Source organism: Sphingobacterium prati, from assembly GCF_013167215.1.
Taxonomy (GTDB): domain Bacteria; phylum Bacteroidota; class Bacteroidia; order Sphingobacteriales; family Sphingobacteriaceae; genus Sphingobacterium; species Sphingobacterium prati.
Genome location: NZ_JABJWY010000009.1, coordinates 93,668 through 111,323, shown reverse-complemented (window position 1 = coordinate 111,323; position 17,656 = coordinate 93,668). Strand labels below are relative to the sequence as shown.

Below are 17,656 nucleotides of genomic sequence, written 5' to 3'. Positions count from 1 at the left end.
TATTCATAAGTACTTATTCTCAATGGTATTCATGAGCTCGTTTCACTCGGTTCATGCTGCCTTCGGCGGTTTCAATTGTGATGAAGCTATCAGATTTATTCATTTCGCTAGGTAATTGAATAAATCATGATGGTTTCATTGAGATTATTTATCTTTTATCGGTATGAAGCTCCATGACTTGTTTCTGTCCATCTTTGTTAGGATGTTTTCTTAAGCATATGATGTTTCATCGGATCATAATTGTTAGATGGACCAAGGGCCTCTCATGGGCTGATGAATCAAACGATTTGCTGCGTCATCATCGATAAACTGCTCGTTTTGAGAATCGTATTTTAATGATCGGTTAAGGCGCAACGCTGCCAGTCCCATATTCACCAAAGTACAGGAACGGTGTCCATTTATTTCATTTAGAGCAAACTTTTCACGTGTCCTGACAGATTCCAAGAAATCGGTGATTTGTGGTGTCGGCTCAGGATATTGTGCAAGTTTCCTTTCCAAATCTGGAATATCAGAAGCAAATCCTTTGTACAATTTACCTTTAGGGCCTTCGATATATGCTGCTTTCTCATCTTTGGCTTCACCATCTAAAATGATTTGACAACCATCCGCATAAGTAAAGGTAATACGTCTCCAAGTACCTACCGCATCGGGGTGTTGCTGTGGTGCGTCCACATCAACGCTTACTGGGCTTTCATTGTCCTTACCCAGGAAATATTGCACGGGATCCATGTAGTGTTGTCCCATATCCCCCAATCCACCACCATCGTAATCCCAATATCCTCTAAAAGTAGTGTGCGTACGATGTTTATTGTATGGCTTATAGGGGGCTGGCCCCAACCAAAATTCATAGTCCAATTCAGCTGGAACTTGTTCCTCAGGAAGGTTCTCTTTCCCTACCCAATAGAATTTCCAGTCAAACCCTGTATGCTTGCTTATCGTCACTTTCAATGGCCAACCCAACATGCCTGTATCCACTAGTTTTTTAATTTTGCTAACAGGTACATTCATTCCATAAAAATCATCTTTAAAACGAAACCAGGTGTTCAGACGGAACATATTTCCATGCTGTGCAATAGCTTCTTTCACTTTCTTACCTTCGCCTATAGTACGTGTCATCGGCTTTTCGCACCAGATATCTTTTCCAGCTTTGGCAGCTTCAATAGACATGAGGCCATGCCAATGCGGTGGAGTAGCGATATGAACAATATCTACTTCTGGAGATTTAATGAGTTCTCTGAAATCATGGTATTCTTTGATTCCACCGCCCAAGTCTCTTTGTGCAGCCGCGAGATGCCTTGTGTCAACGTCACAAATGGCAACTGTTTTTGTTCCGGCATAACCAAAGTGACCTCTACCCATATTCCCGACGCCAATTACTCCTTTGGTTAAATGATCACTCGGCGCAAGATAGCCCTGGCCTCCAAGGACAAAACGCGGTACAATAGAAAATGCCGCAGCACCTACCACTGATTTTTTAATAAAATCACGCCTTGATGAATTCTGTTCTTTCATGTTGGTTGGATTAGTTGTTTTATAATTGATCCATTTAGGCTGTTAAAAAATAACCACAATTGGATATTGAACTTAAAAATAGATAAAAAACTGATAAATATAAAACTGATAACTAAAATTTTACGTATTGTTTGCTTATGTTTTATGAAAAAATAATAAAAGAACAATTCTAAATCCGGTTGTTTCATATGTAATGTTTGATTTTATTGTTCTCGCGCATCACAGTGATATAAAATTGTTACATAAGGATGCTATACAGCGTTATCGTTCAAAACTGGAGGCTTTTTCGTATCGCGATCTACTTTTTTACGAGTGGACAGGTAGGGAGCATATCTGAGGATTTTGAAGGGACAGAACTATTATTGGCCTATATTTTATACCTATCGTGGATGTTCAGTTCGTTTTGCTGTTCATTCGTCCGTATAGAGATAGAATTGTATGAAACCGAAAACACTCAATCGTTTTCGTAAAACAAGCTTGATTATCCTTAGAGAATCCGAGATCTTTATGGGGCCTTCGATAGAGGAAAACCGATATGACGCGACCAAGGATACTATTATTGATTATTATTTATACGATCATCTTATATCATAAGGGATTTGGACAATTTAAGGTTGTTCCGCTTGGAAATACCATATATGAAGGGGTATTTACGGGGAATGGTTTATTGGGAACTATGACTTACCTATTGGATAATAAGTCAGTACGTATTGACATCGGCAGAACGGATGTATATGACCATCGTGCGAATTCGGAGGACAAGTTGTTCGAGAAGGCCCGCCTGTCATTAGGTTATTTTAATCTGGAGCTTGAGAGTTCAATAGCAAAAGCCAAAGGTGATATTTATTTGAAGGAAGCTTATGCTTTGGCTACCGTCTCGACTGATCAAGGACAGATCGAGGTAAAGACCACGACGCTTTCCAATGTAGACGTCATTCTATTGGAGGTCTTGAAAAAGAACTTTAAAGGGAAATATACGCTCAACTGGGTAGCTGATTCCGCGATTAGTCCACGCATGCAGTTTAGCTATACTCAAATGCCGAAGACTTACCTTGCCAATCCAGTAGGAGTGAAGGGCCGACAAGATAATATAAATTTCTTTGAGCAGCCGTTGACAGCAGGAGGCGGTTATACGACTGCTTACCTACTGCGCTCATCTAAAGATATTGACACCTATGTGATTACAGTTGGCTACAGTCAGGCTGGAAAGGATTTTACAAAAAAAACACTTGACTATCTCCAAAAGTTTGATGAAAGAAAAATAACCAAGGCTTTGGCGGAGCATCTGCAATGGTGGGACAACTACTATAATGCATCTACACTCGAATTGCCCGATGAGGTTTATCAATCTTTCTACGATATGCAATTGTATAAGCTGGCAAGTGCTACACGCTCGGATAAGCCTGCCATGGATCTACAAGGACCATGGACAAGTCCAACCCCCTGGCCTGCTTATTGGCTTAATTTGAATATGCAACTTGCCTATTCGCCGACATTTAAAGCCAACCATTTGGATATTGCGCATTCTTTGATCCAGATGATTGATCGAAATAAGGAAAACTTACGCTCGAATGTTCCAGTGCCTTATCGTTACAACAGTATCGCTGTAGGTCGTTCTTCGGCTGCTGATTTATGGAGTCCGGTACTTCTGCAGAAAGGTGTCAGCTTGGAAAAAGCGGCAGATGGCGAGAAGGAACTTGGTAATCTGTTATGGCTGCTGCATAGCTACTATCAGTTTTATCGGGCAACGTTGTCGCAAGAGGTGTACGATCGTCTCTTTGTACTTTTGAAAGAAGCGGTCAACTATCATTTGCATTTACTGGAAAAAGATCAAACCGGAAAATATTACATCGCTGTAAAAACCTATTCCCCTGAATATTCCAAGGGATTTGCTTATAATACCAATTACGACCTGTCCATCCTAAGGTGGGGTTTAAAAACACTTTTAGAACTGGATAATGAACGGGCAGGAAAGGATTCGCTCCATGCTACATGGAAGGATGTGCTACTGCATCTGGTTGCATATCCACAGGATAGTAATGGTTTTATGATCGCCAAAGATGTACCATACGATGAATCACATCGTCATTATTCACACCTCATGATGATTTATCCCTTTTATGATGTGAATTGGGATCAGACTGAGAATAGGGGATTGATCGAAAAGTCCATCGCACATTGGCAGAGCAAAAAGCAATGGCTCCAAGGTTATTCATTTACGGGTGCTGCTTCCATGTATGCGATGATGGGGCGCGGCGATTCTGCTTTAGCTTCATTGGATGTTTTGTTGAATAAATATATTAAACCAAATACCTTATATGCCGAAAGCGGCCCTGTGATCGAAACTCCGCTGGCTGCAATGGCAAGCATTCAAGAACTCTGTATACAATATTGGAATGGGATATTACGTGTATTCCCGGCAGTTCCCGGCAGATGGAAAGATGTTTCGTTCAGTCATTTTTTGGCCGATGGAGGCCATTTGATTTCCGCACGACGACAAAATGGAGCCACATTAGCTGTTGAGGTTAAAAGTCAATATGGAGGATCATTAAAACTCAAGCTTGATATGGCGAACCCATCCGTTAAAATACATGGAAAAGGACGGTATACGAGACAATTGGATGGGTTGATCACATTAAAACTCAAAGAAGGTTCCACAGTCGCTATCCGTGAAAACGACTAGCGCAAAAAGCATTCAATCAATAACGTAAAAAAGGGAATATAAATAATGAGACTTAAAAAGCAAATTTTAATGATTTTATGGACTGCTTTGGGAACAAGTAGTGTGGTTTATGGGCAAACAGCAAAATTGAAGCTGTCGAAAGAATTTGTTCAGCAGCAACTTGACGGCGCTGCCAAGCAGATAAAAGTTTTGGATAAGGAAACGCCAAAGGATAAATTTCCAAAAACATTTGAACATGGCAAGGAAGTTTTTTCATCGTCGAGCTGGTGGTGTTCGGGATTTTATCCCGGAACTTTATTTTATCTGTATGAAGGGACCAAGGACCAGCAACTATTACAGCGTGCTGAAGATAAATTGACCTACCTAGAGAAGGAGAAGAGCAATAAGGGGACACATGACCTGGGCTTTATGTTGTTCTGCAGTTTTGGGAACGCGTTAAGGCTGACTGGAAATACCCAACAATACGAATCAGTTTTGACGACAGGGGCAAATTCGTTAGCATCGCGCTATAGTCAGAAGACAAAAGCCATTCGCTCTTGGGATCACGGATCGTGGGATTATCCGGTCATTATAGATAATATGATGAATCTGGAATTTTTAACGCAGGTTTCTAAAATTACAGGCGATAAAAAATATTATGATATTGCTGTCACACATGCTGAAACGACGTTGAAAAATCATTTTCGAAAAGATTATAGTTCGTATCATGTGATTGACTATGATAAAGATACAGGTAAAGTGCGATCTAAAAAAACACATCAGGGTGCTTTTGATGAATCTGCATGGTCGCGTGGCCAAGGCTGGGCTTTATATGGTTACACAATGATGTACCGTGAAACAAAGAAAAAGGAGTTTTTAAAACAAGCGCAACAAATAGCGAAATATATCCTTGACAATCCAAACTTACCCTCAGACCTGATTCCTTACTGGGACTTTGATAAGGATAAAATCGCTGTCTCTGACAAGATGTATCCGAATAAAGATTTGAGAGATGTATCGGCAGCAGCGTTGTATGCCTCGGCGTTATTAGAGCTTTCACAGTATACAAAAGGTCAGGAATCTGCAAATTATCTGGATAAAGCAGAAATGATGATCAAGAATTTATCGCAAGCACCTTATTTGGCTGCTTACGGACAAAATGGGGGTTATATTCTTCAACACAGTGTGGGGGCACTTCCTTTAAATTCGGAGATTGATGTACCGTTGACTTATGCTGACTACTATTATGTAGAAGCACTAGTGCGCTATCAGCGATTGTTGGCCGGCGAGCCAATGATTAAGGAAATCGCAAAATAAATAGACATCACATACGATATGAAGCCACATTTTTAGCCTAAAATGTGGCTTCTCTATTTAATGCCCCCTGTTTAAAATAAGGTTTCAGTTGTCTTGCTCTGGTTGTGAAATTTCTTCAGACGGGTTATGTCCAAATTGTTTCTTGAATTCCCTGCTGAAGTATTTTCTTTCGGAAAACCCAACAGCATAGGCGACCTCACTGATATTCATTGACGACTTCAACAACGTTTTGGCTTTATTAAGTCGGTACATCTTTACATAATTGTTGATAGACAAGTTGGATATGGCCCGGAGCTTACGATAAATAATCGGCGCACTCATTCCCATATTGCGGGAAATAAAGTTGACGTCAAAATCAGCTGATTGGATATTCGCTTCGATCAGTTGATCCAATGTCGCAATAAATTGAGCATCCAGTTCATTGTCGAAATCTGTTTTTTTAACATGAAATTCACGGCTCTTTTTGTGACTGATCGCCAGGAGGTTTTGCACAGATAGAAATAACTGCCTATTATCAAAAGGTTTTGTTAGGTAGATGTTCGCTCCGTATTGCAAGGCTTGGGTCTGAGAATCGCTATCTGTCACCGCTGTCAGTAAGATAACTGGAATATGACTGGTTACAATCGTTGTTTTTATGGCCTGACATAATTGAGCTCCATTCATATAAGGCATCATAAGATCTGATAAAATCAAATCTGGGATATATGCTTGTGCCTTTGATAATGCATCTTCGCCATTGACGGCTGTGATGATGGTGTAGCTCTCCTGAAACAGGCGGACAATGGTATCCAATAGTTCTCTATTGTCTTCGACAATAAGGAGAGTCTGCCGCAAGGAGTTATCGAGCACGAAAGGCGTTACAGGGGTTGGATCTTCAGTCGTGCTTGGGAAGGGCTCTTCCAGGGAGATTGCTTTGCTGTCTGATTTAGGTAAATGCACGCTGAATACGGTCCATTTCCCTTTTTCATTTTGTGTTGTGGAACAGTTTACTTCGCCTTGATGCTGTTGGACAATCTGTTTGGTTAATGCCAATCCGATTCCGGTGCCTATGGTATCATTTGCTTGTTCCTCCCGATAATATTCTTCAAAAATCTTGAATTGATTCTCTGTAGCAATTCCGATTCCATTATCAACGATGTTAATAATGGTATTATCTTTGTGATCAATAAGTTCTAGGTAAACGGTGCCATTTTCTGGGGTATATTTAATCGCATTTGACAAAAGATTGAACATCACTTTATCAAATTGTACCGTATCGATGAACTGGAGTCCAACACTATCCAGTTGCCGAATATAGTAGTTAATGTGTTTATTCTGCGCGAGATCGTTGAGGAGGTAAAAGGTATCTTCTATATATTCCCTGAAAGGGATGTAGTTTGGCTTCAATGCGAAATGTTTGTCATCAAATTTTTTAAAATCAAGTAGTTCGTTTACAACACCCAGTAATTTAGTGGCATTCTTTTTAATACGTTTTATTTTAGATTGGGTAGACGATAAGTTTGCTGTTTCGGAAATAATTTCATCTAAAGGTGCTGTTATCAAGGTCAGCGGTGTACGGATCTCATGTGAAATTTGTGTGAAAAATTTTATTTTCTTTTCATGGTCGCGTTCGGAATTGATCAGCATCTGCCGTTCGACGACAAACTTAATAATAAAGTGTATTCCGAGCGCAAATAGCCCTGCATATAATAGATAGGCCCACCAGGTCCTCCAGAGAGGGGGCTTGATATCTAGGTGTATCTGAAGGGGAGTATCGCTCCAGATTCCATCATTATTGCTTGCGTAAATGGTTAAGGTGTGCTGTCCCTCTGGGATATTTGTATACCTGACGCTGGGTGTGCTGGTTTCTATCCAATCTTTATCAAAGCCTTCGAGTTTATAACGAAACCTGTTTTTCAGTGGTTTAATAAAATTGGAACTTGAAAAATTAACTGTGATGAAGTTTTCGTCATGGCGTAATTGCAGCTGATAGCTGTTGGATTTCTCATCTTTTTGGAGACGTCCGTAATTTAAGGGGCTGTCCTCAAGAAATATATTTTGGAATAGGACATTAGGTTTTGCCTGGTTGAAGGTAATTTTTCGGGTATCGATGGAAACCAGTCCGTTCAGTGTCGTGACAAATAGCATACCGGCTTCGCTTTTATAAACCTTGGCCCCTTGCATATTTTTGACAGGCATGCCATCATATTGATTGAGTGTTGTTGTGTATTTTGTTGTTGGATTAAAAAAGATCAGTCCATTTTTGCTGCTAATCCAGAAATGCCCATCGATCATGATAGGCCAGCCTAGGGTATTATTAGGGAAACCCATTGTAAGGGTCAAACGATCTTTAAGATCGAAGTGATATAAATCTCCTTTTGAAGTAATCCAAACATTGCCATTTGGGGCTACGTAAAAGCCATTTATGTAAAGTGAGTTAACTTGCTTTATGGGGTGGATAGTAGCACTAAAATTCTTTTTCCGAAATAGCTTTCCTGATTGGAGGAAATAAATCTGCTGTTTATCATCTGCCTGTATCTCATCTATTGTGTTTGTTGCGAGCGAAGAATCAAACTGTGGTGGTTTTTCATGTTCCGCAATGTAAAGTCCCTTATTTGTACCTAAATAGATTCGTTGTGCTGGATCTACATAAATACTGTAAATATTGTTTTTCAGATTTAAGAGGTCCTTTTCGAGGAAGAAATTTTTGTTGTTGCCTGATTTTAAGTCAATGACGGAGTAGCCACCACCATATTGTGCGGCGTATAATTTTTCATCCCGAATATAGAGATCTTTTATAAGGTTTGATCGGGTAAATTTGGGCTGCGGACTTGTATTCCCTGTAATTTTATCAATTTTATTGATTCCTTCTTCTTCAGTCCCTATCCAATCGGCATTCTTGGAATGAGCAAAACTACCAACAATATCGCTATTCAGCCGTTGATGTAACAAGGATCGTGTAGAATAAATTTGTATGGGGATCAAATCGGGATAAATTGCGTTGATACCCCCAAAATATGTTCCCAGCCAGATCACTTTTTGGTTATCCATAAAGATATCATAAATTGAGTTCTGACTGAGGGAATTTTTGATGGATGTATTATGTTTGTAATTTGTGAAAACAGGAGACCCGTTGAAAACGGAAAGACCTTTCAATGTTCCAATTAATAGTTCTCCGTTTGTGTTTCTAATGATCTTACGAACATTATTGCTCAAGAGGTTACTATTTTCTTCTCTTAGATTTCGCCAATTTTGACTGGAAAAATTAAATAGAAATAGACCATGTAGTTTTGTTCCTACCCAGAGGATGTTGTCTTTAATATACATTGTACTAAAGATTCGTTCCTTTAGCGGTAATAGGGGAAATCCCAGGTTATGGGTTTGAGATATTCGTTTGTTTTTATAGGTAAATGATTCGATACCGTCGGAGCTAGCTATCGTATACGAATCTAGTCCTGTTTGAACGATAGTCTGCGTATGGGGGCGATCTAAAATTAATTTAAAATCATAAGATCCTAAAGCTGGAACAGCTACGTATAAGCCTCTGTTTGTGCATAGAAAAATATGACCGGAGAGAATTTGTATATCCGAGACAACGAGTTTTTCGATAAAAGGCTTTCCTCTTTTTAATACAGCCTTTCGTTTGTCTATGTTGAAAATAAATAGTTGAGTTGCGGTAGCAATGAAAAGATCATCTTTGTCGTTTATACAAATTTTATTAATATAATCTAATTTGTTGAATATGTTATCCTGAACACGAAGATTTATAATAGTTTGTGAGTCGTAAACAAACAGATTGTCCCCTCCTCCAAACCAAAGTTTCCCTTTTTTATCCTGAGCGATAGTCAAAACTGCCTGCTTATCTAATACATTGTCCTGTGTTAATGTCTCAAAATTGAAGTTCTGAGCCAAACAGGAAATAAGTGGACAAAATAGCCATACAATAATGACCATGTGTTGGATCTGCTTTACGAGGAAATTCATAGATAAATAGCGGTTACAGTTCAAATTTAAGATTTTACCCCTTAATATTTATAAAAATCACCCTATTAAATAGTTACTCTTGCTCAATTTTGATACTGTTAAGCAACCAATTTTTAATTTATAAAACCAATTTCCTAAAGTATGGCTAAGTTTTACGTAATTGGATTGTCCGCTATGACATTATTTGCTGTTGGTGTCGCTAACGCCCAACAGAAAGTAAATGTTACAGGACAAATCAAAGACAGTCAAGGAACACCATTATCAGGTGTTACAATTCGAGAAAAGGGAGGGACACTCTCAACCTCCACAAATGGATCGGGAACCTATTCGTTGTCCGTCAGTCCCAACGCAACACTAGTAATTTCTTATGTGGGTTACCAAAACCAAGAAATTGCCCTCAACGGACGGAATGTCGTTAATGTAACTATGGATGGTACGAGTTCGGTTATTGACGAAGTTGTCGTTGTAGGGTACGGGAAGCAGAAAAAAGAAAAACTTTTGGGATCTGTAAGTACAATTGATGCAAAACAAATTGAAAATAGGCCCGTAACAAATGTCTCTACAGCATTAAGCGGTGTTGCTGCAGGTGTACAGGTGAAACAAAGTACGGGGCGTCCAGGCGCGGACGGTGCAACTATTCGTGTACGTGGTATCGGTACGATGAATAATGCGGAAGCACTGGTTGTGATTGATGGAATTGTGGGGACAATGGATGCCGTAAATCCTAATGATATAGAAACAATCTCAGTATTGAAAGATGCTTCTTCGGCCTCAATCTATGGTACGCGTGCTGCCAATGGAGTTATATTGATAACAACGAAAAAGGGCAAAGCGAATCAAAAGACACAATTGGCTTATTCAGGAATTCTATCGAAGACTAAACCTATGGGAACACCTGAGTTTGTATCAGACTATGTGCGCCATATGGAGTTAATGAATGAGGGAACATTTAACTTGGGAAAACCGGCAAAATATGCTGAATCTAGTATCGAGCAATGGCAAAAAGCAAATGCAGATCCAAATGGTGTTTTAGCACCTTCCGGTTTACCAAATTATATAGCTTATCCAAATACCGATTGGACAGATTGGATTTATAACTCGAGCTGGCTTCAAAGTCATAATATTTCAGCAACAGGTGGATCAGAGTCTACTAATTATATGATTTCAGGACGTATCTTGGACAATCCAGGTATTATGAAAAATACGGGTGCCAAGAAGTATGAATTGAGGACGAACCTAAGTACCAAAATTGGAGACCGATTAACGATTGGAACAAACACTTTTGCCTCAACAGAAGATAGAAAAAAGGCAAATGTGGACAACTTGTATAATTTCTTACGGCAATCGACACCTGGAGTTTATCCGATGTATGATGGAAAATTTGGCGGCGCTGTAGCAGCAGAAGAGTCTGTTCAGTTGAACAATTTGATGCAGTATCTATACGAGCCTCAGGGGATGGACAAAGTATCGAATTTTAATTCCACAATTTTTGCTAATGTGAAAATTATCAAAGGATTAACGTTTGAGACTAAATTTAACTATTTGACCCGCTTTAGAGAGCAGACAGGTAGCAGTATTCCTGTAGATAAATATAATTTTGCAACTGGTGCAATTGTCTTTCCTGCTGGCGTAGCGGCAAATTTGACACTCTCCCAAAGCTATGAAAATCTTCGTACGTTAACATTTGATAATGTACTCCGTTATGAAACAACAAGAGGAAAGCACAATATTGGGGCATTATTAGGGCATAATGAATTCCAAACAAAATGGTACATATTCTCAGCATCAAAAAGGGGAGTTATTGATCCAACGATTTCCAATATTAGTACAGCAAATGAGATGAACAGCATTGATGGTAACGAATATGAAACCAGTATGCGTTCCTTTTTTGGACGGGTGAACTATGATTTTGATGGGAAATACCTTGTTGAATTCAATCTACGCCGAGATGCATCGTCAAAATTTGGAAAGGATAAGCAAGTTGGCTATTTCCCGTCTGTAGGTTTGGGTTGGTTGCTTTCCAAAGAGTCGTTTATGAAAGGTCTAGAACCTTATGTTCAAAATGTTAAATTACGTGGGTCTTGGGGTAAATTAGGAAATGATCGAAATAATGGGGATCCAAATAGTGAGAATTATTTTCCGGCACTTGCTTTTTATGGAAACGTGGGGTACTCTTATGGCGGAGCACAAGTTAGTGGTTTAGAACGGAGCAAATTCGGGAATAGGCTATTAGCTTGGGAAGAAAGCGAAAATAAAGAGGTCGGGTTGGAATTTTCTACTTTCAAGAGTAAGGCTTACATTGAGGTAAATTACTATAATAAACTCACCTCTGGAATATTGGTTCCTGAACAATTGCCACTCACAACTGGTAACACTTCAGCCCCAATTGTCAATTCTGCTGCAATGCGTAATAGCGGTATTGAACTTAATCTGACCTGGAAGGATAAAATTGGTGAAGTTAGCTACAATATCGGCGGTAATTTTGCCTACAACAAAAGTAGAGTGACTAAACTCAAGGGGCAGCTGTTAAGAGGTTGGAATGACCTAAACGGTACGAATACCTATAGTACTAATATTGGACAAGTATCAAATGCTGTCGGAACTAACCAACGCAACTTGGAAGGTCATCTATATAGAGAGTTTTATGTAAGAGAACGATATAAGGGTGATGGCAGTTACTATTCTAATGATGGATTAGTCAATCCGAATGGAGGGCCGCGAGATGGTATGATCCGCACCGAAGCAGATTATAAATGGGCGGAGGATATGAAAACTGCAGGGTACAGTTTCTCTCCGGTAAATACGCTTGGCAAAGAACAGCTTTATTACGGTGATTTTCTTTACGCAGATTTAAATGGAGATAAGATCTACGGAAATGAGAATGATCTTGATTTCACAGGAACTTCTGATATTCCGAAGTATATTTATGGTTTTAATTTGGGATTTTCCTATAAGGGATTTGATCTGCAAATGCTGTGGTCAGGGGAAGGGAAATTACAATATTATTGGAATGATGAGGGTTACAGCAACAATATTGTGCGTGATGGAAATGGCATTTCAAAACGGGTAGCAGATGACCATTATTTCTATGATCCTGCTAATCCTAGCGATTTTCGGACAAATATCACTGGATCTTATGCTCGCTTAAAATATAATGGCGAAACTATCAATAACGTAGCAAATAATTATTACCTCTACGATGCAGACTTCATCAAATTGAGAAACTTGCAGATAGGTTATACCTTTAATAATAAGCTTACAGAACGTTTGCATGTGCGCAATCTACGCGTATACTTCTCTGGTGAGAATTTATTGATGTTTACAAAATTCCCTGGAGCTGACCCAGAAATCGGAGCGGGTGCTAAGTATCCGACGATGAAACAGTATGCATTTGGTTTGAATTTTGGATTTTAATACTAAGACAAATGAAGAAAATATTAACGATAGGTGTGCGTAGATTATATATGCATTACAAACAATATAATAAATGCTTAGGACATATTTCCATGTTGGCTATTGTCTTAGGTACAATGGGATCATGCAAAAAGGATTTATTGGATATTACCTCAAATACGCAAGTCCCTGAGGATAAAATGTGGACAACCGATAATTACACTGATCTTGGCGTAAATGGTGTGTATCAGGCATTACGTTTTGGATATGCTACAGGAGGAACAAATAATCGCGAGCTTTATCAATATGACCGTCTGTCTAATACACTAATACCAAGGGGCGGCGATCCGTTGCTAAATGCAACCGCCAACACTTCTTCAGGGATTTTTGCGGACGTTTGGAAGGAACTATATGAAAGTGTACATCGCGCTAATGATGCGATTTATGGGATAAGTAACATTTCGCCTTCCGCACCGGAAAAGAAAGCACGGTTATTGGCCGAAGTGAAATTTTTGAGGGCATTTTATTATTACAGATTAAATCAATTGTATAAAGGAGTACCCCTATATGATGCGCCAACAAATTATAATGAGGCAACTAAACCTAGAAATACAGAAAAGGAAGTTTGGGATTTTATTATAAAGGACCTTAGTGATTGCATTGGCGAAACTAACCTGCCGACAAAATTTCCGGCTGGAAGTAAGGAGTTCGGCCGTATCACAAAGTCTGCGGCTTATGCTTTGCGCGGTAAAGTGTATATGTATTTGCAGGATTGGGATAAAGCGATAGCAGATTTTCAGGCCGTTAAAGATGCGGGGCATCAACTGTTTCCTGACTATAAAACGCTATTTACTGCTGTGAATGAGAAATCTGACGAAATGATTTTCTCTATTCAGAACATTGCACTGGATAATTATGGATCGACCATGCAGTTCTACTTTGGTAGCCGTTCTGCGTTTGGATCCAATTGGGATAGTTATTTGGTTAGCCCCGATTTTGTTGATTTGTATGAAAATAAAGATGGTAGTAAATTCAATTGGGATGATATTATCCCAGGCTATAACGCTATGGCTCCAGCAAAAAGAGAAATTTATTTCATCCGCGATAACGTACAGCAAGTAGCTCAGGCTAATAACAAACCTGCTAAATACACGGATTTGGTCGATCCAAAACGTGGGCTCGATTTTGGACTTTATCTGCAAAATGGAAATGAGGCTCGTTTAAAGAAAGCTTTTGAAAATCGAGATCCACGTTTAAGTGCGAATGTTATTTTACCTTACTCGACTTTTGTGGGAATGAACGGTACTTCCGATCAAACTTTCACTTCTCGATGGCCTCATATCGAACAGTTGAACAATGTTTTTGATTTAAGAACGGATATTGAAAGCCAGTATTTTTACTTGCCACGCAAATTTGTATATGAAGGAGGTAAACCTCCTATTCCAAGCAGGGTCGCCGGTGACATAGATTATCCAGTAATACGTTACGCAGATGTTTTGTTGTTGTGGGCAGAAGCCTTAAATGAAAAAGGACAAACCGGACTTGCGATTGACAAAGTAAACGAAGTCCGTGCCCGTGCTAAAGTGGGACTGCTAAATAGTTCTGCGGCTACCACTGTTAGTGATAAATCTGATTTAACCAGCCGAATTCGTAATGAACGCAGACGAGAGTTTTTTGGCGAAGGTGTTATTTATTTTGATGAGCTGAGATGGAAATCATGGAAGGATCAAGTGTTTGGTGGTAATGCTGGAAATAAACAACCATGGGGTGCAATCGTAGACAAATACACCTACTTAGGGGATCAGCTTTATACCTGGCCTATTCCTGAACTGGAAAGACAACGAAATACAAGCTTAACCCAAAATACGGGTTGGTAGATCAGTCAGATCCTTTTGTGTTACGTAAAGAAGTTGTTATCAATCGCTCGTGCAATCGTTTGCTAGAGTGATTGATCCTTTTTGGTTTGTTTTTTTATATTAAAATAAAGATTTTTAATGTTTGGTGTAATACTTAGTGTTTAAGTAGAGCTACCTATAAACCGTTTTTGATGAAAAGAAGAGTCTTATTAAAACTGCTAGGTGGAGCTGGTCTGGGTGCATTTGCAACATCCTTGGCTGTGGAAGCAAAAGCTAATGATAGTACTTCCGCAAACCGATACTATAGCGATAATGATCGTGCCTATTGGGTATCTATCCTACACAAGATGGCCACGCCTATATTGAGCAATATCAGTAAGCAGCAATGGCGTAAAAATATGCCAATGGAGGTGAGCCCAACTTTTGATAGTAGAGATTCTGGGGTCGGGTATTTGGAAGCTTTTGGCCGATTATTGGCTGGTATGGCTCCTTGGCTAGCATTACCGAATGATGCGACAGCGGAAGGTAAATTGCGTAAAAAATTATGCGATCAGGCATTACTTGGGATACAATATGGTGTCGATCCGAAATCTCCGGATTATTTTACCTGGCGGGGACCTTCGTCACAAACTCTCGTGGATGCAGCACATCTTGCTCTCGCTTTCCTGAGAGCACCAAAAGCGTTGTGGGACCCATTGGAAGAGGTAACCAAAAAACGCGTTGTAGAAGAATTTAAGCTATTGCGCAAAATCAAACCCAATGAAAGTAACTGGTTGCTTTTTGCAGCAATGACCGAGACATTTCTGTATAGTATAGGAGAAGAGTGTGCCCGTGAAAAAATAGATTATGCGGTCAATAAATTTGACCAGGAATGGTATGTCGGTGACGGCTGGTATAGTGATGGGGCTCGATTTAGTTTTGATCATTACAATGGCTATGTGATCCATTGCATGCAAGTCGAATCGTTGCGCCATAATATTTCAGCTGGTGGGAAATATAAAGAAATGTATGAACGGGCTTATAAACGTATGCAGCGCTATGCGCATCATCTAGAGCGGATGATATCCCCAGAGGGACATTATGTGGTTGTGGGGCGTTCGTCTACCTATAAGAATGCGGCTTTCCAGCCCTTGGCAGCGGTAGCTTTAGAAGATAAATTGCCAGAAGATATCTCAAAAGGTCAGGTTAGGGCTGCGTTGACAGCGGTACTCAGGCATATCTATATTGATAAAACTTTTGCCCCTTCGGGATGGCTTCGCATGGGCGTGGTAGGGGACAAACAAACGAATCTAGCAGATTACTATACAAATGCGGGTTCGATGTATGTGGCATCGCTGTCATTCCTCCCGCTGGGATTACCTGCTACGGACGAGTTCTGGACATGCGCTCCACAGAAATGGACATCGCAAAAATGTTGGGATGCAGAGCAGTTTCCCAAGGATTACTATGTTAGCTATTAAAAAGAGCAAAGATTAGGGGATGGCTATGGCAAGTTGCAGGTTCGTTAAATAGAGTACTGAGCCCCTTCTTCTTAATCTAAATACTGGAAAAAAAATGTACTTAAATAAGCCGAAGGTTTGCATTATGTGCATCTAAATACTCAATACTAAAAAATGAAGATACAATACTATATTACAGGTGCTTTACTGGTTGGGCTGGGAATACAAGGAATTTCCTGTTCCAGTCAGAAAAGCTTAGGGTCGATTAAGTTAGAGCTTGACAAAGAATTCGTTCATTCCAATTTGGAGGATGCTCGTAAACAAATTAGCTATCTTGCTGAATCGATCAGTGAATCAGATATGCCGACGACTTATAAGGATGGCAAATATGTGAATTGGGGTTCGACCTGGTGGTGTTCGGGATTTTATCCCGGTACGGTGTTATATCTATACGAATATAGCAAGGATGAAAAGTTATTGGTCGAAGCAAAACGTAAATTAAAACATCTTGAAAAAGAAAAGAATAACAAAGGAACCCATGATTTAGGGTTTATGTTGTATTGCAGTTTTGGTAATGCCTTGCGATTGACCGGAGATTCAGTGGCCTACAAGGAAGTTTTAAGTACAGGTGCAGCTTCATTGGCAACACGTTTCCATGAGGCTCCAAAGACTATTCGTTCATGGGACGGTGGCAAAAACTGGGATGGTCAGCCTTGGACCTATCCTGTGATTATCGATAATATGATGAATTTGGAGTTTTTGACGGAAGTTTCTAAAATGACGGGCGATAAGCGATATCGGGATATTGCCGTGCGGCATGCCAATACAACGATGATCAATCATTATCGAAAAGATTATAGTTCCTACCATGTCGTGGATTACAACCCGAAAGATGGAAGCATTATATCTAGAAAGACCGCGCAAGGTGCTTTTGACGAGTCCGCATGGGCCAGGGGACAGTCTTGGGGACTTTATGGTTATACAATGATGTACAGGGAGACTGGTGACAAGAAATATCTAGAACAAGCACGTCATATCGCCCAATTTTATTTGAATCATCCCAATCTACCGAAAGATTTAATTCCATACTGGGATATGGATCAAAATAAGCTTACTCCAGATAGTAAGTACTATAGCCAAAAGGATCTGCGTGATGTATCTACCGCTTCGGTTACTGCTTCAGCACTATTAGAATTGGCACAGTATACTCGTGGTAGTGAAAGCCAACTGTATATTGTGAAGGCAGAGCATATGTTGCGGTCACTCTCGTCAAAACCATATAAAGCAGAGTATAAGGAAGCGGGTGGTTATATTTTGAAACATAGTGTCGGTTCTATTCCACATAAAACCGAAGTCGATGTACCATTGACTTATGCGGATTACTATTATGTTGAAGCATTGATCCGATATGATCGAATGCTCAATGGAGAAAAAGTGATCAAGCAATAATAATGATGTCTCCTGAGACTTTTAAACAAAATAAATCACGATTCGAAGTGTTGGATCGTGATTTT

8 protein-coding genes are annotated in these 17,656 nt (G+C 39.7%); 6 read left to right on the top strand and 2 right to left on the bottom strand.

The window, feature by feature from the left end; genetic code table 11:
- Positions 1 to 243: 243 nt before the first annotated feature.
- Positions 244 to 1,512, bottom strand: coding sequence for a Gfo/Idh/MocA family oxidoreductase (locus HPC41_RS01855; RefSeq protein ID WP_172392293.1), 1,269 nt, complete (start codon positions 1,510 to 1,512; stop codon positions 244 to 246).
- 535 nt (positions 1,513 to 2,047) lie between these two features.
- Here HPC41_RS01855 and HPC41_RS01850 point away from each other — a divergent pair.
- The gene (locus HPC41_RS01850) at positions 2,048 to 4,195 is read left to right on the top strand and encodes a glycosyl hydrolase family 95 catalytic domain-containing protein (RefSeq protein ID WP_172392292.1); all 2,148 of its coding nucleotides are present in this window, start codon (positions 2,048 to 2,050) and stop codon (positions 4,193 to 4,195) included.
- 69 nt (positions 4,196 to 4,264) lie between these two features.
- Complete coding sequence (locus HPC41_RS01845; protein ID WP_246250274.1) at positions 4,265 to 5,491, top strand: glycoside hydrolase family 88 protein; 1,227 nt, start codon at positions 4,265 to 4,267, stop codon at positions 5,489 to 5,491.
- An 84-nt stretch (positions 5,492 to 5,575) separates the two neighbouring features.
- Here HPC41_RS01845 and HPC41_RS01840 read toward each other — a convergent pair whose 3' ends face one another.
- The gene (locus HPC41_RS01840; RefSeq protein ID WP_172392290.1) at positions 5,576 to 9,454 is read right to left on the bottom strand and encodes a hybrid sensor histidine kinase/response regulator transcription factor; all 3,879 of its coding nucleotides are present in this window, start codon (positions 9,452 to 9,454) and stop codon (positions 5,576 to 5,578) included.
- A 141-nt stretch (positions 9,455 to 9,595) separates the two neighbouring features.
- Between HPC41_RS01840 and HPC41_RS01835 the strand changes: the two genes are divergently transcribed.
- The 4 genes from HPC41_RS01835 (at position 9,596) to HPC41_RS01820 (ending at position 17,591) form a co-directional block, all read left to right on the top strand.
- Positions 9,596 to 12,868: a SusC/RagA family TonB-linked outer membrane protein gene (locus HPC41_RS01835; protein WP_172392289.1), complete on the top strand. Its 3,273-nt coding sequence runs from the start codon at positions 9,596 to 9,598 to the stop codon at positions 12,866 to 12,868.
- A gap of 11 nt (positions 12,869 to 12,879) precedes the next feature.
- A complete protein-coding gene (locus HPC41_RS01830; protein WP_172392288.1) occupies positions 12,880 to 14,724 on the top strand; it encodes a RagB/SusD family nutrient uptake outer membrane protein in 1,845 nt (614 codons plus the stop codon).
- Between the two features lie 170 nt (positions 14,725 to 14,894).
- Entirely contained in the window at positions 14,895 to 16,163 is a 1,269-nt protein-coding gene (locus tag HPC41_RS01825) for a DUF2264 domain-containing protein (protein ID WP_172392287.1), read from the top strand.
- 153 nt (positions 16,164 to 16,316) lie between these two features.
- Positions 16,317 to 17,591 carry a glycoside hydrolase family 88 protein gene (locus tag HPC41_RS01820; RefSeq protein WP_172392286.1) on the top strand — a complete coding sequence of 425 codons (1,275 nt, stop codon included), beginning with the start codon at positions 16,317 to 16,319 and terminating at the stop codon, positions 17,589 to 17,591.
- The last annotated feature ends 65 nt before the right edge of the window (positions 17,592 to 17,656 follow it).

What these genes read in the sequence shown, in the direction of transcription:
- HPC41_RS01855 (WP_172392293.1), bottom strand. Translation starts at nt 1,512, where the DNA reads ATGAAAGAACAGAATTCATCAAGGCGTGATTTTATTAAAAAATCAGTG.
- HPC41_RS01850 (WP_172392292.1), top strand. Translation starts at nt 2,048, where the DNA reads ATGACGCGACCAAGGATACTATTATTGATTATTATTTATACGATCATC.
- HPC41_RS01845 (WP_246250274.1), top strand. Translation starts at nt 4,265, where the DNA reads ATGATTTTATGGACTGCTTTGGGAACAAGTAGTGTGGTTTATGGGCAA.
- HPC41_RS01840 (WP_172392290.1), bottom strand. Translation starts at nt 9,454, where the DNA reads ATGAATTTCCTCGTAAAGCAGATCCAACACATGGTCATTATTGTATGG.
- HPC41_RS01835 (WP_172392289.1), top strand. Translation starts at nt 9,596, where the DNA reads ATGGCTAAGTTTTACGTAATTGGATTGTCCGCTATGACATTATTTGCT.
- HPC41_RS01830 (WP_172392288.1), top strand. Translation starts at nt 12,880, where the DNA reads ATGAAGAAAATATTAACGATAGGTGTGCGTAGATTATATATGCATTAC.
- HPC41_RS01825 (WP_172392287.1), top strand. Translation starts at nt 14,895, where the DNA reads ATGAAAAGAAGAGTCTTATTAAAACTGCTAGGTGGAGCTGGTCTGGGT.
- HPC41_RS01820 (WP_172392286.1), top strand. Translation starts at nt 16,317, where the DNA reads ATGAAGATACAATACTATATTACAGGTGCTTTACTGGTTGGGCTGGGA.